15 protein-coding genes and 1 tRNA gene are annotated in these 16,803 nt (G+C 57.4%); 10 read left to right on the top strand and 6 right to left on the bottom strand.

Going from position 1 to position 16,803, the window contains the following annotated elements; genetic code table 11:
* A partial coding sequence (locus tag R6T97_RS01860) for an FAD-dependent oxidoreductase (protein WP_410347613.1) occupies positions 1–1,872 on the bottom strand: 1,872 nt, incomplete at its 3' end.
* Positions 1,873–2,020: 148 nt separating this feature from the next.
* On the opposite strand from R6T97_RS01860, the gene R6T97_RS01855 reads away from it, so the two are divergent.
* Entirely contained in the window at positions 2,021–4,429 is a 2,409-nt protein-coding gene (locus R6T97_RS01855) for an FAD-dependent oxidoreductase (RefSeq protein WP_410347611.1), read from the top strand.
* Positions 4,426–5,016, top strand: coding sequence for an NTP transferase domain-containing protein (locus R6T97_RS01850; RefSeq protein ID WP_410347610.1), 591 nt, complete (start codon positions 4,426–4,428; stop codon positions 5,014–5,016). Before R6T97_RS01855 ends, R6T97_RS01850 begins: the two co-directional genes overlap by 4 nt.
* On the opposite strand, the gene R6T97_RS01845 is transcribed toward R6T97_RS01850, so the two are convergent.
* On the bottom strand, positions 5,006–6,253 hold the full coding sequence (locus tag R6T97_RS01845) for a Hint domain-containing protein (protein ID WP_410347609.1): 1,248 nt from the start codon (positions 6,251–6,253) through the stop codon (positions 5,006–5,008). The genes R6T97_RS01850 and R6T97_RS01845 overlap by 11 nt on opposite strands.
* A gap of 281 nt (positions 6,254–6,534) precedes the next feature.
* A tRNA-Leu gene (locus R6T97_RS01840) sits at positions 6,535–6,620 on the bottom strand.
* A 129-nt stretch (positions 6,621–6,749) separates the two neighbouring features.
* Here R6T97_RS01840 and R6T97_RS01835 point away from each other — a divergent pair.
* Complete coding sequence (locus R6T97_RS01835; protein ID WP_410347608.1) at positions 6,750–7,328, top strand: YqaA family protein; 579 nt, start codon at positions 6,750–6,752, stop codon at positions 7,326–7,328.
* Positions 7,325–7,816: a disulfide bond formation protein B gene (locus R6T97_RS01830; RefSeq protein WP_410347607.1), complete on the top strand. Its 492-nt coding sequence runs from the start codon at positions 7,325–7,327 to the stop codon at positions 7,814–7,816. Before R6T97_RS01835 ends, R6T97_RS01830 begins: the two co-directional genes overlap by 4 nt.
* On the opposite strand, the gene R6T97_RS01825 is transcribed toward R6T97_RS01830, so the two are convergent.
* On the bottom strand, positions 7,773–8,192 hold the full coding sequence (locus R6T97_RS01825; protein WP_410347612.1) for an Lrp/AsnC family transcriptional regulator: 420 nt from the start codon (positions 8,190–8,192) through the stop codon (positions 7,773–7,775). The two genes, R6T97_RS01830 and R6T97_RS01825, sit on opposite strands and share 44 nt — an antisense overlap.
* A gap of 86 nt (positions 8,193–8,278) precedes the next feature.
* Here R6T97_RS01825 and rocF point away from each other — a divergent pair, with 86 nt between their 5' ends.
* Together rocF and R6T97_RS01815 are read left to right on the top strand one after the other, a co-directional pair.
* Positions 8,279–9,208 carry an arginase gene (gene rocF, locus R6T97_RS01820; protein ID WP_410347606.1) on the top strand — a complete coding sequence of 310 codons (930 nt, stop codon included), beginning with the start codon at positions 8,279–8,281 and terminating at the stop codon, positions 9,206–9,208.
* Positions 9,205–10,251, top strand: coding sequence for an ornithine cyclodeaminase (locus R6T97_RS01815; protein WP_410347605.1), 1,047 nt, complete (start codon positions 9,205–9,207; stop codon positions 10,249–10,251). Before rocF ends, R6T97_RS01815 begins: the two co-directional genes overlap by 4 nt.
* A 195-nt stretch (positions 10,252–10,446) precedes the next feature.
* Here the strand turns inward: R6T97_RS01815 and R6T97_RS01810 are convergent, their stop codons facing one another.
* Positions 10,447–10,713 (bottom strand): usg protein, encoded by a 267-nt coding sequence (locus R6T97_RS01810; RefSeq protein WP_410347604.1) that lies wholly within the window; start codon positions 10,711–10,713, stop codon positions 10,447–10,449.
* 196 nt (positions 10,714–10,909) lie between these two features.
* Here R6T97_RS01810 and gyrA point away from each other — a divergent pair, with 196 nt between their 5' ends.
* From gyrA to gluQRS, 3 genes are all read left to right on the top strand, one after another.
* The gene (gyrA, locus tag R6T97_RS01805; RefSeq protein ID WP_410347603.1) at positions 10,910–13,654 is read left to right on the top strand and encodes a DNA gyrase subunit A; all 2,745 of its coding nucleotides are present in this window, start codon (positions 10,910–10,912) and stop codon (positions 13,652–13,654) included.
* 64 nt (positions 13,655–13,718) lie between these two features.
* Positions 13,719–15,074: a methylenetetrahydrofolate--tRNA-(uracil(54)-C(5))-methyltransferase (FADH(2)-oxidizing) TrmFO gene (trmFO, locus tag R6T97_RS01800; RefSeq protein WP_410347602.1), complete on the top strand. Its 1,356-nt coding sequence runs from the start codon at positions 13,719–13,721 to the stop codon at positions 15,072–15,074.
* 24 nt (positions 15,075–15,098) lie between these two features.
* Positions 15,099–15,929, top strand: coding sequence for a tRNA glutamyl-Q(34) synthetase GluQRS (gene gluQRS / locus R6T97_RS01795; protein ID WP_410347601.1), 831 nt, complete (start codon positions 15,099–15,101; stop codon positions 15,927–15,929).
* Here gluQRS and hisI read toward each other — a convergent pair.
* Positions 15,926–16,291, bottom strand: a complete 366-nt coding sequence (gene hisI, locus R6T97_RS01790) for a phosphoribosyl-AMP cyclohydrolase (RefSeq protein WP_410347600.1) — start codon at positions 16,289–16,291, stop codon at positions 15,926–15,928. The genes gluQRS and hisI overlap by 4 nt on opposite strands.
* Before the next feature lie 66 nt (positions 16,292–16,357).
* Here hisI and R6T97_RS01785 point away from each other — a divergent pair.
* On the top strand, positions 16,358–16,803 hold a 446-nt coding region (locus tag R6T97_RS01785), incomplete at its 3' end, for an iron-sulfur cluster assembly scaffold protein (protein ID WP_410347599.1).

Here is a 16,803-nt window from a genome sequence, read left to right as displayed (position 1 = left end):
GAACGACACACGCAAAGCGATCACATCGACACCGGCGACACTGATCTGCTGTGAACGCATGAAGGGAAAGGCTTCGGTGCCCAGATCGGCATTTGTCAGGCGGGCGAGCAAAGCGCGCGATTGCGGGCCTGCCACATTGAATCCGCACATTGCATCTGTCCGGCTTTCGAATGTTGTCCCCGCTGGCAGTGCCACTTCCTTCCAGAACCGCTGGTGATAACGTTCCGCAGCACCCCCTCCGATGATCATGAATGCGTCTTCGGCAAGCTGCGTGACTGTGAAATCACCCGCAATCCCGCCGTTGACGCCGATCAAGGGCGTCAGGCAGGACCGCCCCACAGCCTTGGGCATAGTGTTGGCGAAGACCGCGTTCAACCAGTCTGCCGCATTCGGGCCACGGACAAAACATTTTGCGAAATTGGAAATATCAATGATACCGGCGGTTTGGCGTAACATCCTCGCCTCACGGCCAACGGGTTCAAACCAGTTTTGGCGTGTGAACCCGTTGGTGTCCTCCGTGCCCGGCGTGTCGGCAAACCAAAGCGGATGTTCCCATCCGTAGTTGAGCCCGAACACAGCGCCCATGGCCTTTTGTGTCTCATAAGCGGGGCGCACCCGCACAGGCCGACCGGCGGCGCGTTCTTCATTGGGGAAATGGATCGCAAAGCGTTTGGCATATTGGTCACCGACACGCGCCTTGGTGAATTTGGCATCGGCCCAAGGGCCGAACCGCGCCACATCCCACGCGAACATGTCATAGTCGCTTTCGCCGTTGATGATCCATTGCGCGGTCATCAGCCCCATTCCACCCGACTGGCTGAAGCCGGGGATGATGCCGTTACAGCAAAAATAGTTGCGCAAGTCAGGATGTGGACCATAAAGCACATTGCTGTCGGGCGACCAGATCATCGGGCCGTTGATGACCCGCTTGATCCCCGCCTCGCCTACCGCTGGCACGCGGTCGATCGCGCGCATCATGTTGTCTTCGATCCGTTCCAGATCATCTGCAAAAAGTTCATGACCAAAGCCTTGCGGCGTGCCGTCTTCGGCCCAGAAGCGCACATCCTTTTCATAGGCACCGACAAGCAGGCCCTGCCCTTCCTGACGCAGATAGTATTCGCCATCGCGATCGGCGACGGATGGCAGGCGGCGGTCCATCGCGGCGATCTCGGCGATTGTTTCGGTGACGAAATACTGGTGTTCGGTCGGCAAGAGCGGCAGTTCGATCCCTGCCAGCTTGGCCACCTCGCGCCCCCAAAGCCCTGCGGCGTTGATCACCCATTCGGTGCTGATATTCCCTTTCGGTGTTTCGACGATCCATGTGCCGTCGGGCTGCGCCACGGTTGCGGTGACCGGCGTAAAGCGCAAGATCTCCGCCCCCTTCTGCCTTGCGCCGATCGCATAGGCGTTTGTGACACCCGATGGATCGACGTTGCCGCCGTCGGGTTCATACATGATGCAACGGATACCATCATAATCGACCAGCGGGTGCAGACGCTCGGCCTCGGCGCGGTCAACCTCGTAGAAATTCATGCCGTAGAATTTGGCCTTGGCTGCTTGCAGCCGAAGCTGATGTTCACGCGCCTCGGTCTGCGCGAGATACAGGGATCCGGGCTGGAAAACACCGCAAGATTGCCCTGTTTCTTCTTCCAGCGCATTATAGAGGTTCATCGTATAATGCTGAATGCGGCTGATATTGGTGCTATCGTGAAGCCCGTGAATGTTGGCGGCCGCATGCCATGTTGATCCGGATGTCAGTTCGTCCCGTTCCAGCAGCACAACATCGGTCCATCCCAGTTTGGCCAGATGATAAAGGATTGAACAGCCGATCACGCCGCCTCCGATGACGACGGCTTGGGCATGGGTGCGCATCCGGAAAACCTTTCGTTTGATGACGTGTCCACCGTCTGCAATGGTAGGCGCGAACGATAGCCATTCACCGACAAACAGTGTCGTTTTCTGAACCGCATGTGGATTTTTCGGCACGGTAGTGTGGGACAGCAAGACAGGAGAGCGCGCCATGAAAACCACCAGCAGAGTTGTGATTATCGGGGGCGGCGTTGTCGGCGCTTCGGTGTTGTACCATTTGACGAAACTGGGCTGGTCCGATGTCATGCTGATAGAGCGGTCGGAACTCACGTCCGGCTCCACATGGCATGCCGCAGGCGGGTTTCATACACTCAACGGCGACACGAACATGGCGGCCTTGCAGGGTTATACGATCAAGCTTTACCGCGAATTGGAAGAGATCACAGGCATGTCCTGCGGCCTGCACCATGTCGGTGGCATCACGCTGGCGGACAATCAGGACCGCTTTGACATGCTGGTCGCCGAGCGCGCCAAGCACCGCTATATGGGGCTCGAGACCGAGATTGTCGGCCCCGAAGAGATTGCCAGAATTGCGCCGATCACGAACCTCGACGGGATTGTCGGCGGGCTATACGACCCGCTGGACGGGCATCTGGACCCATCCGGCACAACCCACGCCTATGCCAAGGCCGCGCGCATGGGTGGGGCCACGATCAAGCTGCACACAAAGGTGATCGAAACGAACCCGCGCCCTGATGGCACATGGGATGTCGTGACCGACAAAGGCACGGTCCATGCCGAACATGTGGTCAATGCCGCCGGCCTTTGGGCGCGCGAAGTGGCGGCGATGGCGGGCACTTACGTTCCGCTGCATCCGATGGAGCATCAGTATATCGTCACAGACGATCTGCCCGAAATTTACGAACGCGACAGTGAACATCCGCATGTCATGGACCCTGCCGGAGAAAGCTATCTGCGTCAGGAAGGTCGGGGCTTGTGCATCGGTTTCTACGAACAAACCTGCGAGCCTTGGGCGGTCGATGGCACGCCTTGGGATTTCGGGCACGAGTTGTTGCCCGACAACCTTGATAAGATCGAAGACTCCATCGCCTTTGCCTACCGGCGTTTCCCCGTACTGGAGCGCGCGGGTGTGAAATCGGTGATCCACGGCCCTTTTACCTTTGCCCCTGACGGTAACCCGCTGGTCGGGCCGGTCCCCGGTTTGCAGAACTACTGGTCGGCCTGCGGCGTCATGGCCGGTTTCAGCCAGGGCGGTGGTGTGGGTCTCATGCTGGCGCAGTGGATGGTAGAAGGCGAATGCGAGCGCGATGTCACGGCGATGGATGTGGGCCGCTACGGCAAATGGATCACGCCGGGCTATACGCGCCCCAAGGTGATCGAGAACTATCAGAACCGCTTTTCGGTCAGCTATCCGAACGAGGAACTGCCCGCGGCCCGCCCGCATCGCACGACCCCGATGTACGATATCTTCAGTGATCTGGGTGCCGTCTGGGGCCATCAATTCGGGTTGGAGGTGGCCAATTACTTTGCCCAAGATGACGAACCCGACTATGAAACACCGACATTCCGCCGTTCAAATGCCTTTGCCGCCACCGCACGCGAGGTTCAGGCCGTGCGCAGCGGCGTCGGCATCAATGAAGTACAGAATTTTGGAAAGTTCGCCGTCACAGGCGCAGGCGCGCGCGCTTGGCTTGACCGCATCATGGCGGGCCGCATCCCGAAACCGGGGCGCATGTCACTAACGCCGATGCTGTCACCCAAGGGGAAGTTGCTGGGCGATTTCACAGTCTCCTGCCTGACGGAAGACGATTTCCAGCTTACGGCAAGCTATGGCGCACAGGCGATTCACCATCGCTGGTTCATGCAAAACGCCGGTCCTGACGTTCACATCGAAAATATTTCTGACCGGCGCACCGGTTTCCAGATTGCCGGACCCAGGGCGCATGATCTGCTGGCGGCCTGCACCCGGGATGATGTGGACGGGATCAAATTCATGGACGTCCGCCTCATGACAATCGGACAAGTTGCCTGCATCGTGCAGCGCGTCAGCTACACAGGCGATCTGGGATACGAGATTTACTGCGATCCGATGGACCAGCGCCAGCTTTGGTGGACGCTTTGGCAGGCGGGCCAGCCGATGGGCATCACGCCGTTCGGGATGCGTGCGATGATGTCGCTGCGGCTGGACCGGTTTTTCGGCGCTTGGCTGTCGGAATTCTCGCCGGACTATACCGCCGCTGAAACCGGGATGAACCGTTTTATCAGCTTCAGCAAGAACGTTGATTTCATCGGGCGTGCCGCAGCCGAGGCCGAGCGGGCCAATCCCCCTGCCCGCACATCGGTCGCGTTCGAGGTTGATGCCGATGACGCCGATGTTGTCGCCTACGAACCGGTGTTCATTGATGGCAAGGTGCAGGGGTTCTGCACCTCCGGTGGCTATTCACACCATGCAGGCAAGTCGATCGCCCTTGCGCTTGTCCCACGCGCACTTGCGTCGGACGATCTGGAGGTCGAGATTGAAATCATGGGACAATTGCGTAGGGCAAGACGCCTGACAACGCCTCTTTTTGACCCTGAAGGCACAGTGATGCGCGGATGATCCCGATCCTGATCCTTGCTGCAGGTCGATCATCGCGTATGGGCGGGCGTGACAAACTGCTGGAGGACGTGGGCGGCATATCGTTGCTGCGCCGGCAGGTGCTGATGGCGCTTGAGGTCGGGCAACCGGTTTTTGTAGCACTTCCGCCGAATGCGCCAGCAAGACAGGCGGCGATTGCCGAACTCGACGCCACGGTCATGACGGTACGTGAATCTGCGGAAGGCATGTCAGGAACGATGCGCGGCGCCGTGCGATGCCTGCCGGATGCACCTGCCTTCATGATCACCCTCGCCGATCTTGTCGCTTTGGAGTCGTCCGACCTTCTGGCAGTTCTCAAAGCTCGCACAGCCCAGCCGGACTATATTGTCTGGCGGGGTGCGACAGCAGTAGGCAAACCGGGCCATCCGATCTTGTTTGATGCATCGTTGCGTCCAGCTTTTGCTGATCTTGCGGGTGACGGGGGTGGGGAAAGCCTTGTTAAAAAACTCCGGGACAAGACCTATCTGGTCCCCTTGCCTGACAACCGCGCGCGGTTTGACCTTGATACCCCCGAAGACTGGGACAGGTGGCGCGCGTCTACGCCTTGAACAAAAGCTTCGCTTCGCGGCGGCTGAGCGTGCGACGTGCAGCCCCGTAAGCCGCCACACCTTCTGCGGTTTCAAGCTGGGGGAACAAGGCGAACAGTTCCGCGCGCTGTTCCAAATCAAATCCTTTCAATGTGAAATCAGCGGGTTGAAAGCTTTCGCTCCATGCACCGTCGGACAACACAATTTCATGGTTTTCGCACATGATATGGATGTAGGTGATATAGGGCTGCTCGGACACTTCGATCCCGTCCATGGCAAGCATATGCTGGGCCGCGACCAGTATTTCCGATTGACTGAAATAGAGTTCGGCCTGATGTGACACGATCAGCATCCGGTGGCTGGGCGAAACCAGCATATCGCGTTCGGGCATGTTATCGCCCAAAGCACCCGCTTTGATTTTGATCGGTCGCAATTGCGGTGCCGCCTTCAACGCCGCGAAATCCAGACGTTTGGTTCCAACCCAGTTGATCGTCTGGATGCCGTTGTCGCGGGTCAGGATACGGTCACCGGTCTTGAGTTGTTCAACAGCAATTTCGCCATTGGGTGTCGCAATGGCCGTGCCTGGCGTAAAACACGGCACGACTCGGTCAATCTCGGAAAAGGCGATGGTTTGCCCGTTTGTAAACGTGACGATACCGTTTTCCGGCGCGCTGGCGTCAAATGTAATGAAATCGACATCGGCACCAATCAGATTCAGGATGTCAAATTCGCTATCATCCGCTTCTTCGGGTGCCGCCAGATCGAATGTCATGTTGCCGACACCCACGAAACCTGCGGCTTTGGTATCGTGCGGCATGTTGAAAGAGAGTGTCAGCGAAGCAACCGGTCCGGGGATTGTGACGTTCATGATTTTGGGCATGTTTGAAACAGGGCTATGATCACTTTCTGCGCCCTGCATCCCGCAAAGAACGGGTACATCTTGACCATCGCGATCCTGCGCGACGAGTTCGACACCTTCAGCAAGAACAGAAGACCCGATGCTGCCGTCTTGTGATACCGCAACAAGCGCGAATGACACCGCCCCGACCATTTCTTGAAACCGGAGTTCGATCCTAAGCGGGCCACGGTTCAAGTCTGCCATCAGCGCAGGCTGGCCTTCACAGCTTTTGACCCAGAGCGCATCGTCCATGCCTCCCGCTGCTGTCGCAATGTCGATTTCCATGGTCTCTCCCAAAGCGGTCAAGACGTTGATCCCGTCCAATCGCATTGATGACCAATCAAGTGTGAAACCTGTCATCGTCCGTCTACCCAGAATGCCTCAAACATCAAACTCGCTCTTTTTTTACGCGGCTGAACAACAACCTCAGCCTGCCACATACTCAATCGGGACCACTTAAGGACCCGTGCATCGGACGGCTTCCAGTTTTGACAACTGCATGCATCGTCACTGTTTGTTCTGCGGAGGGTAAAACATAAAACGTCGCATAGAACGACTAAAAAATGCTCATTTTGTGGTGATGAATGGTAGGGCCACAATTTATGGTAGTGGTCCGTGCATGACCCTGCACGCAGAACCAGTGGTGCCGATGGAGAGATTCGAACTCTCACGATATTGCTATCGGGGGATTTTGAATCCCCTGCGTCTACCATTCCGCCACATCGGCAACAGCGCTTGTCCTAATGCGCAAGCCGCGGCGCGTCAATCGCGATTTGTTAGAAACAAAGCACGCCATGAGCAAGCTTGACGATGGCGGCTGCGCATGGCCTAAGCACATGAAACAAACGGGCAAAGCATGTTACGCAGGCTATTCGACTGGACAATTTCGCTGGCGCAGTCGCCACATGCGCTTTGGGCATTGGCGATCGTTTCTTTTGTGGAATCGTCCTTTTTCCCGATCCCGCCGGATGTATTGATGATCCCGATGATCATCGCCAGGCCGTCACGTGCATTTGTGATTGCGGGCGTTGCCACCGTTGCCTCTGTCGCTGGCGGTTTATTTGGCTATTACATCGGCGCTGCTTTGATGGAAACGGTCGGACAACCGATCCTCGAAGTCTACGGCAAGGCCGACAGCTTTGACGAAATGTCAGCAGTTTTCAACGAATATGGCGCGTGGGCCGTCGTGGTCGCAGGTGTGACCTTCCTGCCTTTCAAGGTCATTACCATTGCGTCCGGTGTGACGGGCCTGCCGCTGCCTGTCTTTATCGTGTCGTCAATCTTTGCACGCGCACTGCGGTTTTTCCTTGTCGCGGCTTTGTTGTGGAAATTCGGCGCACCTATCCGTGACTTCATCGAGAAGCGACTTGGATTGATGTTTATCCTTTTTTGCGTATTGCTGATCGGCGGATTTGCAATGATAGGAATGTTATGACGCGAAACCTGATGATCATATTGTCCGCAGGCGGTTCTGCAGCACTTCTGGCCGGTGCTTATATTTTTCAGGCCTTGGGTTATCCGCCCTGTGCGATGTGCCTTTGGCAGCGTTGGCCACATGTGGCAGCTATCCTGATCGGGGTACTGGCGCTGCGCGTTCCGGGGCGGTTTCTGCCGGTGCTTGGTGCGGGCGCGGCCGCAACGACCGGGGGGATCGGGGTATTCCACACAGGCGTTGAACGCGATTGGTGGGAAGGTCCGACCAGTTGCTCGGGTGGCGGTGGCCTTGAAGGGCTGAGCGGTACCGATCTGCTGACGATCACCGGGCCGCGTGTCGTGATGTGCGATCAGGTCAGTTGGGAATTGTTCACCCTGTCCATGGCCAGTTGGAACGCGATTGCGTCCTTTGGCTTGATGATCTGCTGGATCATCGCCGTGCGCCTTAGCGCCGGGTCGACAACAACAGGTTCGTCTCGGACCGTGTAACGCCCTCAAGGCGGCGGATCGCGAAAAGCACCTGATCGAACTGTTCCAGCGTGCCGGTCCCGATTTCCGCGATAAGATCCCATGTGCCGTTGGTCGAATGCACCGCCTGTACCTCGGACATGCGTTGCAACTGCTTCATGGTCTTTTCCGCACCGCGCCCGGCGATTTCCAGCATCATTAATCCACGGACCGCATCGGGCCGCACATCAGAGCGCGTCAGGACCGTAAACCCCGCGATCTCACCACCCTGCACCAGTCTATCAAGGCGCACGCGGACGGTGCTGCGGGTCACGCCAAGCCGATTGGCAAGTTCCGAAAGCGAAGCACGCCCGTTGTTTTTGAGTGCTGCGATCAGATTATTATCCAGTTCGTCCATTTCGACCACCCAATTTGTCAAATAGATCACCATTTTGCACAATATGGCGGGTTATCCCATCCCCTGTTTCGGGCAATACTGCATCCATGACACAAAAAAACTGTATACTCGTGGGCGCGCCCGTTGATTGTGGCAAACGCCGCCGGGGCTGCCTGATGGGGCCCGACGCCTTGCGCACCGCCGGAATTGCCGAGGCGATTACCAAGCTGGGACATACCGTCGAAGACGTGGGCAATCTTGCGCCAAAGGATGTCACGGTTGCGGCACCAGCCAATCCACTGGTGCACAAGCTGGCCGAAAACGTCGGCTGGACCCATACCCTGATGGAAGCGGCGCAAGACACCGCCAAGCGCGGGATGCCGATTTTTCTGGGTGGCGATCATGCGCTGGCTGCGGGCACCGTGGCGGGTATGGCGGCCCATGCGCAAACGCAGGGCCGCCCCTTCTTTGCGCTCTGGCTCGATGCGCATAGCGATATCCACACCCCCGAAACCACAGACAGCGGTAACCTGCATGGCACGCCCGTTGGCTACGTGACAGGGCGCGACGGGTTTGACGCTTTCCCGCCGTTGCCCGCCAAAGTCGAAACACGCAACATCTGCATGATTGGCCTGCGTTCGGTTGACGCGGCTGAACATGCCATTTTGTCGGCTGCAGATGTCGAATTGGTCGATATGCGCAGGATTGACGAAGAAGGGATCAGCGCGCCGCTGAAGGCTTTTCTTAACCGCGTGGCCGCAGTGAACGGGATGCTGCATGTGTCGCTGGATGTCGATTTCCTCGATCCGTCCATTGCTCCGGCTGTCGGCACAACCGTTCCGGGCGGTGCAACCGTGCGCGAAGGGCATCTGGTGATGGAAATCCTGTCCGACAGTGATCTTGTGACATCGCTCGACCTTGTTGAGCTGAACCCTTTTCTCGATGATCGCGGCAAGACCGCGAACCTTATGGTCGATCTGACGGCCTCACTCCTTGGTCGCCGTGTGTTCGACCGCCCAACAAGGGACAAGAAATGAGCCTCAAAGCCTCCAATCTGGCCATGGTGCCGTTTGTCAGCGTCGATAACATGATGCGCTTGGTTCATCATGTGGGGATCGAGACCTTTCTAGCGGATCTTGCGCGGGAAATCGAAACCGATTTCACCCGCTGGGACCTGTTCGACAAGAGCCCGCGTGTCGGCAGCCATTCCGATGTCGGGGTGATCGAGTTGATGCCGACCTCTGATGGCGCATTCTACGGTTTCAAATACGTCAACGGCCACCCCAAGAACATGAAAGAGGGCCTGCAAACGGTGACAGCCTTTGGCGTCTTGTCCGATGTCTATAGCGGCTATCCGCTCTTGCTTTCGGAAATGACCATCCTGACCGCGCTGCGGACCGGTGCGATGTCTGCGGTCGCGACCAAGCATCTTGCAGCACCTGATGCGAAAACGATGGCGATGATCGGCAACGGCGCGCAATCGGAATTCCAGTGTCTGGCGATCAAGGCAGTGTGCGGGATCGACAACATCCGCCTTTACGATATCGACGATGCGGCGACCGCAAAATGTATGAAAAACCTTGCCGGATTGGGCTTTCAGATCACCCCCTGTGCGACACCGGAAGAGGCGATCGAAGGCGCTGATGTGATCACCGTCGCCACGGCCGACAAGGATATGCAGACGATCCTGACCGACAACATGGTCGGCGCAGGCGTGCACATCAACGCGATCGGCGGCGATTGTCCCGGCAAGACCGAACTGCACCGCGATATCGTGGCGCGGTCCTCTGTTTTTGTCGAATACCCGCCGCAAACACGGATCGAGGGCGAAATCCAGCAGATGCCTGCGGATCATCCGGTGACAGAACTTTGGCAGGTGATCACCGGGCAGCAGACCGGGCGGCAATCTGCGGGTGAAGTGACGCTGTTTGACGGGGTTGGCTTTGCAATCGAGGATTTCAGCGCGCTGCGCTACGTCCACCAGAAGATTAAGGACACACCCTTCTATATTGATCTGGACCTGATCGCCGACCCTGATGATCCGCGTGACCTTTTCGGGATGATCAAACGTGCAGGTTAAGTAAAAACAGGAAATGTGGCGTTATCTTGATTGCCAAATGAGTTTGCCGGCTTAATTTGCGTCCAGACGACGAAGGGTCACTCTATGCAAAAGCATTTCATCCTGCTGATCACCGTTTTGACACTCTCTGCCTGCAATGCAGCAGCGCGCGACATCCCGATGATTCCGCAACCCGCCACCGGCCAGTATTAGCGCCTAGTGGTAGGTAAATTCACCGGTGACATGCCGCCACTCTCCGGGGCTGATCATTTTACGGTGAACAAACCGGACCGAATGTAGTGGTCCATCCAATTCATCATGCCAGAAACTGATAAATTTCAGTAGTTTATCATGATCCGGGGCAAGGTCGTAGCCTTGCCAGACAAAAGTGTTCAGCACATGCGGGTGGTCGGGCATGTGATAGAACATTTCGGCAGTGGTCAGCCCGTAACCTTTCAGCATAAGTTCGGTCTCTGAAGGCATCGCTTCTCCTTTGATTTTGCTATCGGCTGAGTCCATGATTGCCATTGATATATTTGTGTCAATAAAAACAGTATGTTATCAATCCATTATGGTGGCTGCCAATACCAAGGCGCATCCGCCGTTGCGCGCTATATCAAGTGTCTGATAGAGTGCGGATAACCAAATATAGCAGTCCAATATTCAACAGGCGGATCACGTGAGCGACACCCCAGAAACACCTGAAAACGAAGAAGAAACCCCGCCAGTGCCCTCGGCGTATAGCGGTCCTTCGGTCACGATCGAACACGAGCTGAAGACCAGCTATCTTGATTATGCGATGAGCGTCATCGTGTCGCGCGCCATCCCGGATCTGCGCGACGGGCTGAAACCCGTGCACCGCCGGATTCTTTACGGCATGCATGAGGCCGGAAATACGCACGATAAACCCTATCGCAAATCCGCCCGTTCCGTTGGTGATGTGATGGGTAAATACCACCCCCATGGTGACAGTGCGATCTATGATGCGCTGGTCCGCATGGCGCAGGATTTCTCCATGTCCCTGCCCCTTTTGGACGGTCAGGGCAACTTCGGCTCAATGGATGGCGACCGTGCTGCGGCGATGCGTTATACCGAAGTCCGGATGGACAAGCCCGCGGCCTATATGCTGGCTGACATCGACAAGGATACCGTTGATTTTCAGGACAACTATGACGGCAAGGACCGCGAGCCAACGGTGCTGCCGGCCCGTTATCCCAATATGCTGGTCAATGGTGCCGGCGGCATTGCCGTTGGTATGGCCACGAATATTCCGCCCCACAACCTGGGCGAAGTCATTGATGCGACACTTGCGCTGATCGATACGCCGGATTTGTCGTCCGAAGAATTGATCGAATATATTCCCGCCCCCGATTTTCCGACGGGCGGTATCATTCTTGGCCGGACCGGTGCGCGCAAAGCCTATCTTGAAGGGCGAGGTTCGGTGATCATCCGTGCCAAAACCGCAGTCGAGGAGATCCGCAAGGATCGCTATGCGATTGTGATCAACGAAATTCCATATCAGGTGAACAAGGCCTCGATGATCGACAGGATCGCAGAGGCCGCGCGCGACAAGAGGATCGAAGGCATTGCCCATGTGCAGGACGAATCCGACCGTAACGGCGTGCGGGTTGTCGTGGAACTCAAGCGCGATGCGACCGCCGAGGTCGTGCTGAACCAGCTTTTCCGTTTCACGCCGATGCAGACCTACTTCGGCTGCAATATGCTGGCCCTGAATGGCGGCAAGCCCGAGCAACTGACCCTGCGCGCGTTCCTGACCGCTTTTGTGGATTTCCGCGAAGATGTGATCGCCCGCCGCACCGCCTATGAATTGCGCAAAGCCCGCGAACGGTCGCATGTCTTATGTGGTTTGGCGGTGGCTGTCACCAATATCGACGAAGTCGTCGCCACGATCCGGTCGTCTGCCGATGCCGCCACAGCCCGCGAAAAGCTGATGACACGGCGCTGGCCGGCGGAAAGCATCCTTGAGTATATCAAGCTGATCGATGATCCGACGCATACGGCGAACGATGACGGCACCTATAACCTGTCCGAAACGCAAGCCCGCGCCATTCTGGATTTGCGTCTGCAACGGCTGACCCAGATCGGCGTCACCGAAGTGACGGACGAATTGCAGGAATTGGCGGGCAAGATACGCGAATATCTCGAGATTCTGGGATCACGCGAACGCATCATGCAGATCATCCGCGACGAACTGCAAGAGATCCGCGACCTGTTTGCCGTGCCCCGCCGCACCCAGATCGTCGATTGGTCCGGCGACATGGAAGACGAAGATCTGATCGAGAAAGAGGACATGGTCGTGACCGTGACCTCTGGTGGCTATATCAAACGCACGGCACTTGCAGATTTTCGCGCGCAGCGTCGCGGTGGCAAGGGGCTATCGTCGATGGCGACCAAGGAAGAGGACGTGGTGACGACCCTTTTTGTCGCCAATACCCATACGCAACTGCTGTTCTTTACGACAGACGGTATGGTCTACAAACTCAAGACATGGCGTCTGCCGCTGGGCAGTCGGACCGCCAAAGGCAAGGCGATCGTCAATATCCTGCCCATTCCGCAGGGTGTTTCGATTGCGGCCATCATGCCCGTTGACCGGCCCGAAGAAGAATGGGCCGACCTGCAAGTTGTCTTTGCAACCTCTGCCGGAACTGTGCGCCGCAACAAGCTGTCGGATTTCACCAATGTCATGCGTAACGGCAAGATTGCGATGAAATTCGAGGATGAACACGCGGGCACCACACTGATCAACGCGCGCATCGCCTCAAACGATGACGATGTGATGCTGGTGACCGACAGTGGCCGTGCTATTCGCTTCCCGGCCACAGATGTGCGGGTCTTCAACTCGCGGTCCTCTGTCGGTGTGCGCGGAATCAGGCTGCAAGGTGACGACAAGGTCGTGTCCATGTCCATTATCCGCCACTTCGAGGCCGAGGCCGAAGAACGCGCCGCCTATCTGAAAATGCGCCGCGCGATGGCAGGTCTGGCCGATGATGCAGAGATCGACGACGAGGAAGAGGCCACCCCCGGTGCGATCAGCCCTGAACGCTATGCCGAAATGTCGGCCGCTGAAAACCTGATCCTGACGATTACGGCAAAGGGGTCCGGCAAACTGTCCTCCAGCCATGACTATCCTGTGCGCGGACGCGGCGGCATGGGTGTGGCCGCGATGGATAAGGCCATGCGCGGCGGGCCTTTGGTGACATCCTTCCCTGTTGAGATGTCAGATCAGATCATGCTGGTCACATCGACCGGTCAATCCATCAGGGTGCCCGTTGAGGGCATTTCCTTCCGGTCGCGTGGCGCAGGTGGTGTGAAGGTCTTTGACACCGGCAAAGGCGAAACGGTTGTCAGCGTCGCCTGGATCGCCGATCAGGGTGACGAAGACGTAACGCCCGTCGCAGAATAAATCAAAAGGCCTGCGGATTGTCGCGGGCCTTTTCTTTTACCGGGCTGCGGATTAGATCACGCATATGGATAAAACACTCAATATCATCGGCGGCGGTATGGCCGGATCGGAAGCAGCTTGGCAAGCGGCGAACGCTGGCCTGAAAGTCAACATTCATGAAATGCGGCCAAAGGTCGAAACCTTCGCGCACCGCACCGGCAATCTGGGCGAGATGGTATGTTCGAACTCTTTCCGCTCGGATGACCATGAACAGAACGCCGTCGGGTTGCTGCATTGGGAAATGGTGCAGGCGAATGGCCTGATCATGCAAACCGCCTATCAGCACCGTTTGCCTGCGGGTGGTGCACTTGCCGTGGATCGTGACCCTTTTGCGGAAAGCGTGACAGCGGCACTCTTGGCGCACCCGAACATTTCTGTGTCCTATGAAGAGATTACAGCCCTTCCTGAAGACGGCCAGTGGATCATCGCGACAGGGCCACTGACCTCTGGCAGCCTGGCCGAGGCTATTCAGGCCGAAACCAGTGCCGCCGCCCTTGCCTTTTTTGATGCCATCGCGCCGATCGTCTACCACGAGAGCATCAACATGGACGTGGCATGGATGCAGTCGCGCTATGACAAGGGCGAAACCGAAGAAGAACGCACCGCCTATCTGAACTGTCCGATGACGAAGGACCAGTATGAGACGTTCATCGATGCGCTTCTGGCTGCCGATAAAACCGAATTCAAGGAAGGCGAGACTGCAGGCTATTTCGACGGGTGCCTGCCCATCGAGGTTATGGCGGAACGTGGTCGTGAAACCCTGCGGTTCGGGCCGATGAAGCCTGTCGGACTGACCAATGCCAACGACCCGCAAAACAAGCCCTATGCGGTGGTGCAGTTGCGCCGCGACAATGCACTGGGCACGCTTTACAATATCGTCGGCTTTCAGACGAAGATGAAGTATGGCGCGCAAAAGGCTGTTTTCAAAACAATTCCCGGTCTTGAAGATGCGGAATTTGCGCGTTTGGGCGGTATCCACCGCAATACATTCATCAACTCGCCGACGCTCTTGGACGACCAGATGCGCCTGCGCAGCCGTCCCAATATCCGCTTTGCCGGTCAGATCACCGGCGTCGAAGGCTATGTCGAGAGCGCTGCAATGGGTTTGCTTGCCGGGCGGATGGCAGTGGCCGAAATGACAGGCCAGACGCTTGCGTCTGTTCCGGACACCACGGCGATGGGTGCGCTTGTCACGCATATCACCGGCGGCGCAGAGGCAAAGACGTTTCAGCCGATGAATGTCAATTTCGGGCTATTTCCGCCTCTTGATGGCATCAAGGGCGGACGGCGCAATCGCAAGGACCGTTACAAGGCTTACACCGACCGCGCCAAGATAGATTGGCAAGCGTGGCTGGGGCAAACAGCACAAGACGCCGCCTGATCGCGGCGCGGTGACGACGGGCAGATGATCACCCGCTTTGCGCCATCGCCCACAGGCCCCTTGCATCTGGGGCACGCCTATTCGGCGCTGACCGTGTGGAAAGTCGCACGCGATATGGCAGGAACGGCGCTTCTGCGGATCGAAGATACCGACAGTACACGGGTCAGGCCCGTGTACGAGGCCGCGATTTATCGGGATCTCGCTTGGCTTGGCTTGTCTTGGCCCACCCCTGTGCGCCGGCAGTCGGAACATTACGCGCAATACGATGCCGTTCTTGCGCAGCTTGCCCGCAAGGACCTTGTCTATCCCTGCGGATGTACGCGGCGCGACATCATCGACGCCCGCGCGTCATCGGGGGCGGATGGGATGGTCTATCCCGGAACATGCCGCAATAGGCACATGAAAAACGCAAAGCCGAGTGATGGGGTCCGGCTGAATATCGGCAAAGCATTGCAGCACGTCAGGGGCCCTTTGACGTACCAAGAGACAGGTGCGGGTGAAGCAAGAGAGGTGCACGTGACGCCTGAACAGCTTGTCCATGAAATCGGTGATCCGATCCTGAGGCGTAAAGACAGCGGTGATCCGGCCTATCATCTGGCGTGTGTCCATGATGATGCGACGCAAGGCATCACCCATGTCGTGCGCGGCACCGACCTGCATGATCTGACGCCTTTGCATGTCTTGCTGCAGCATGTGTTGGAATACCCGACGCCGGTCTATCATCATCACAGGCTCGTCACGGACGACAGCGGCAAGCGGTTGGCCAAGATTGACAAATCCAAGGCGATCGCCAAATACCGCGATGAAGGGGCAACACCGGCTGACATCAAACAGATGATCGGTTTTATAGACTAACCACCGGCCATAGGTGTTGCGATCTCGATCTCTTCACCGTCCTGAACTTCGGTATAAAAACATGTCCGCCGCCCCGTGTGGCAAGCGGGCCCGACCTGATTGACCATCACCAGCAGGCAATCACGGTCGCAATCCACGCGAAAATCAACCAGCTCCTGCGTGTTGCCGCTGGTCTCGCCCTTGATCCAGAATTCCTGGCGCGACCGAGACCAATAGGTCACGCGGCCCGTCTTCAGGGTTTGCGCCACCGCTTGCGCATTCATCCACGCCATCATCAGAACGTCACGTGTTGCCGCATCCTGCGCAATCGCGGGGATCAGACCTGCGTCATTATACCTAAGGGTCGTGGGATCGAATGGCATATCAAAAACCTTTGCAAGCGGAGCAGTCAGCACTATTTAGTGAGGAGTAGTCGAAAGGGCAACGCGATGTCAGCGGAAAACGATCTCATCAAACTCTACTCGGGGCGCATTCTGGCGCTTGCCGCCGATATGCCGCGCACGACCCGTCTGGAAAACCCGACGGCTACGGCCAAGAAACGTGCGCCGCTTTGCGGGTCTACCGTGACTGTTGATGTTGACGTGAAGGACGGGGTGATCACCGACTACGGGCAGGATGTGAAAGCCTGTGCCCTGGGCCAGGCGGCGGCGGCTGTTGTCGGTGCACATATTGTCGGGCTGACCCCGGATCAGGTGCAGACGGGACGTGACGCGCTATTTGCCATGCTGAAATCCGATGGACCCGTACCTGCGCCACCATTCAGTGATCTGGAAGTGCTAAAACCGGCCAAGGATTACAAAAACCGCCATGCATCGATCATGCTGGCGTTTGATGCCACTTTGGAGGCCTTGCAGGCCCAACACGCCAGCGCATA

Source organism: Yoonia sp. (assembly GCF_046498525.1).
Classification (GTDB): domain Bacteria; phylum Pseudomonadota; class Alphaproteobacteria; order Rhodobacterales; family Rhodobacteraceae; genus Yoonia.
This window is presented reverse-complemented; position numbering and strand designations above follow the sequence as displayed.

Excerpts from the sequence above, each read along its gene's own strand:
- R6T97_RS01855 (WP_410347611.1), top strand. The coding sequence starts at position 2,021 with ATGAAAACCACCAGCAGAGTTGTGATTATCGGGGGCGGCGTTGTCGGC.
- R6T97_RS01850 (WP_410347610.1), top strand. The coding sequence starts at position 4,426 with ATGATCCCGATCCTGATCCTTGCTGCAGGTCGATCATCGCGTATGGGC.
- R6T97_RS01845 (WP_410347609.1), bottom strand. The coding sequence starts at position 6,253 with ATGACAGGTTTCACACTTGATTGGTCATCAATGCGATTGGACGGGATC.
- R6T97_RS01835 (WP_410347608.1), top strand. The coding sequence starts at position 6,750 with ATGTTACGCAGGCTATTCGACTGGACAATTTCGCTGGCGCAGTCGCCA.
- R6T97_RS01830 (WP_410347607.1), top strand. The coding sequence starts at position 7,325 with ATGACGCGAAACCTGATGATCATATTGTCCGCAGGCGGTTCTGCAGCA.
- R6T97_RS01825 (WP_410347612.1), bottom strand. The coding sequence starts at position 8,192 with ATGGACGAACTGGATAATAATCTGATCGCAGCACTCAAAAACAACGGG.
- rocF (WP_410347606.1), top strand. The coding sequence starts at position 8,279 with ATGACACAAAAAAACTGTATACTCGTGGGCGCGCCCGTTGATTGTGGC.
- R6T97_RS01815 (WP_410347605.1), top strand. The coding sequence starts at position 9,205 with ATGAGCCTCAAAGCCTCCAATCTGGCCATGGTGCCGTTTGTCAGCGTC.
- R6T97_RS01810 (WP_410347604.1), bottom strand. The coding sequence starts at position 10,713 with ATGCCTTCAGAGACCGAACTTATGCTGAAAGGTTACGGGCTGACCACT.
- trmFO (WP_410347602.1), top strand. The coding sequence starts at position 13,719 with ATGGATAAAACACTCAATATCATCGGCGGCGGTATGGCCGGATCGGAA.
- gluQRS (WP_410347601.1), top strand. The coding sequence starts at position 15,099 with ATGATCACCCGCTTTGCGCCATCGCCCACAGGCCCCTTGCATCTGGGG.
- hisI (WP_410347600.1), bottom strand. The coding sequence starts at position 16,291 with ATGCCATTCGATCCCACGACCCTTAGGTATAATGACGCAGGTCTGATC.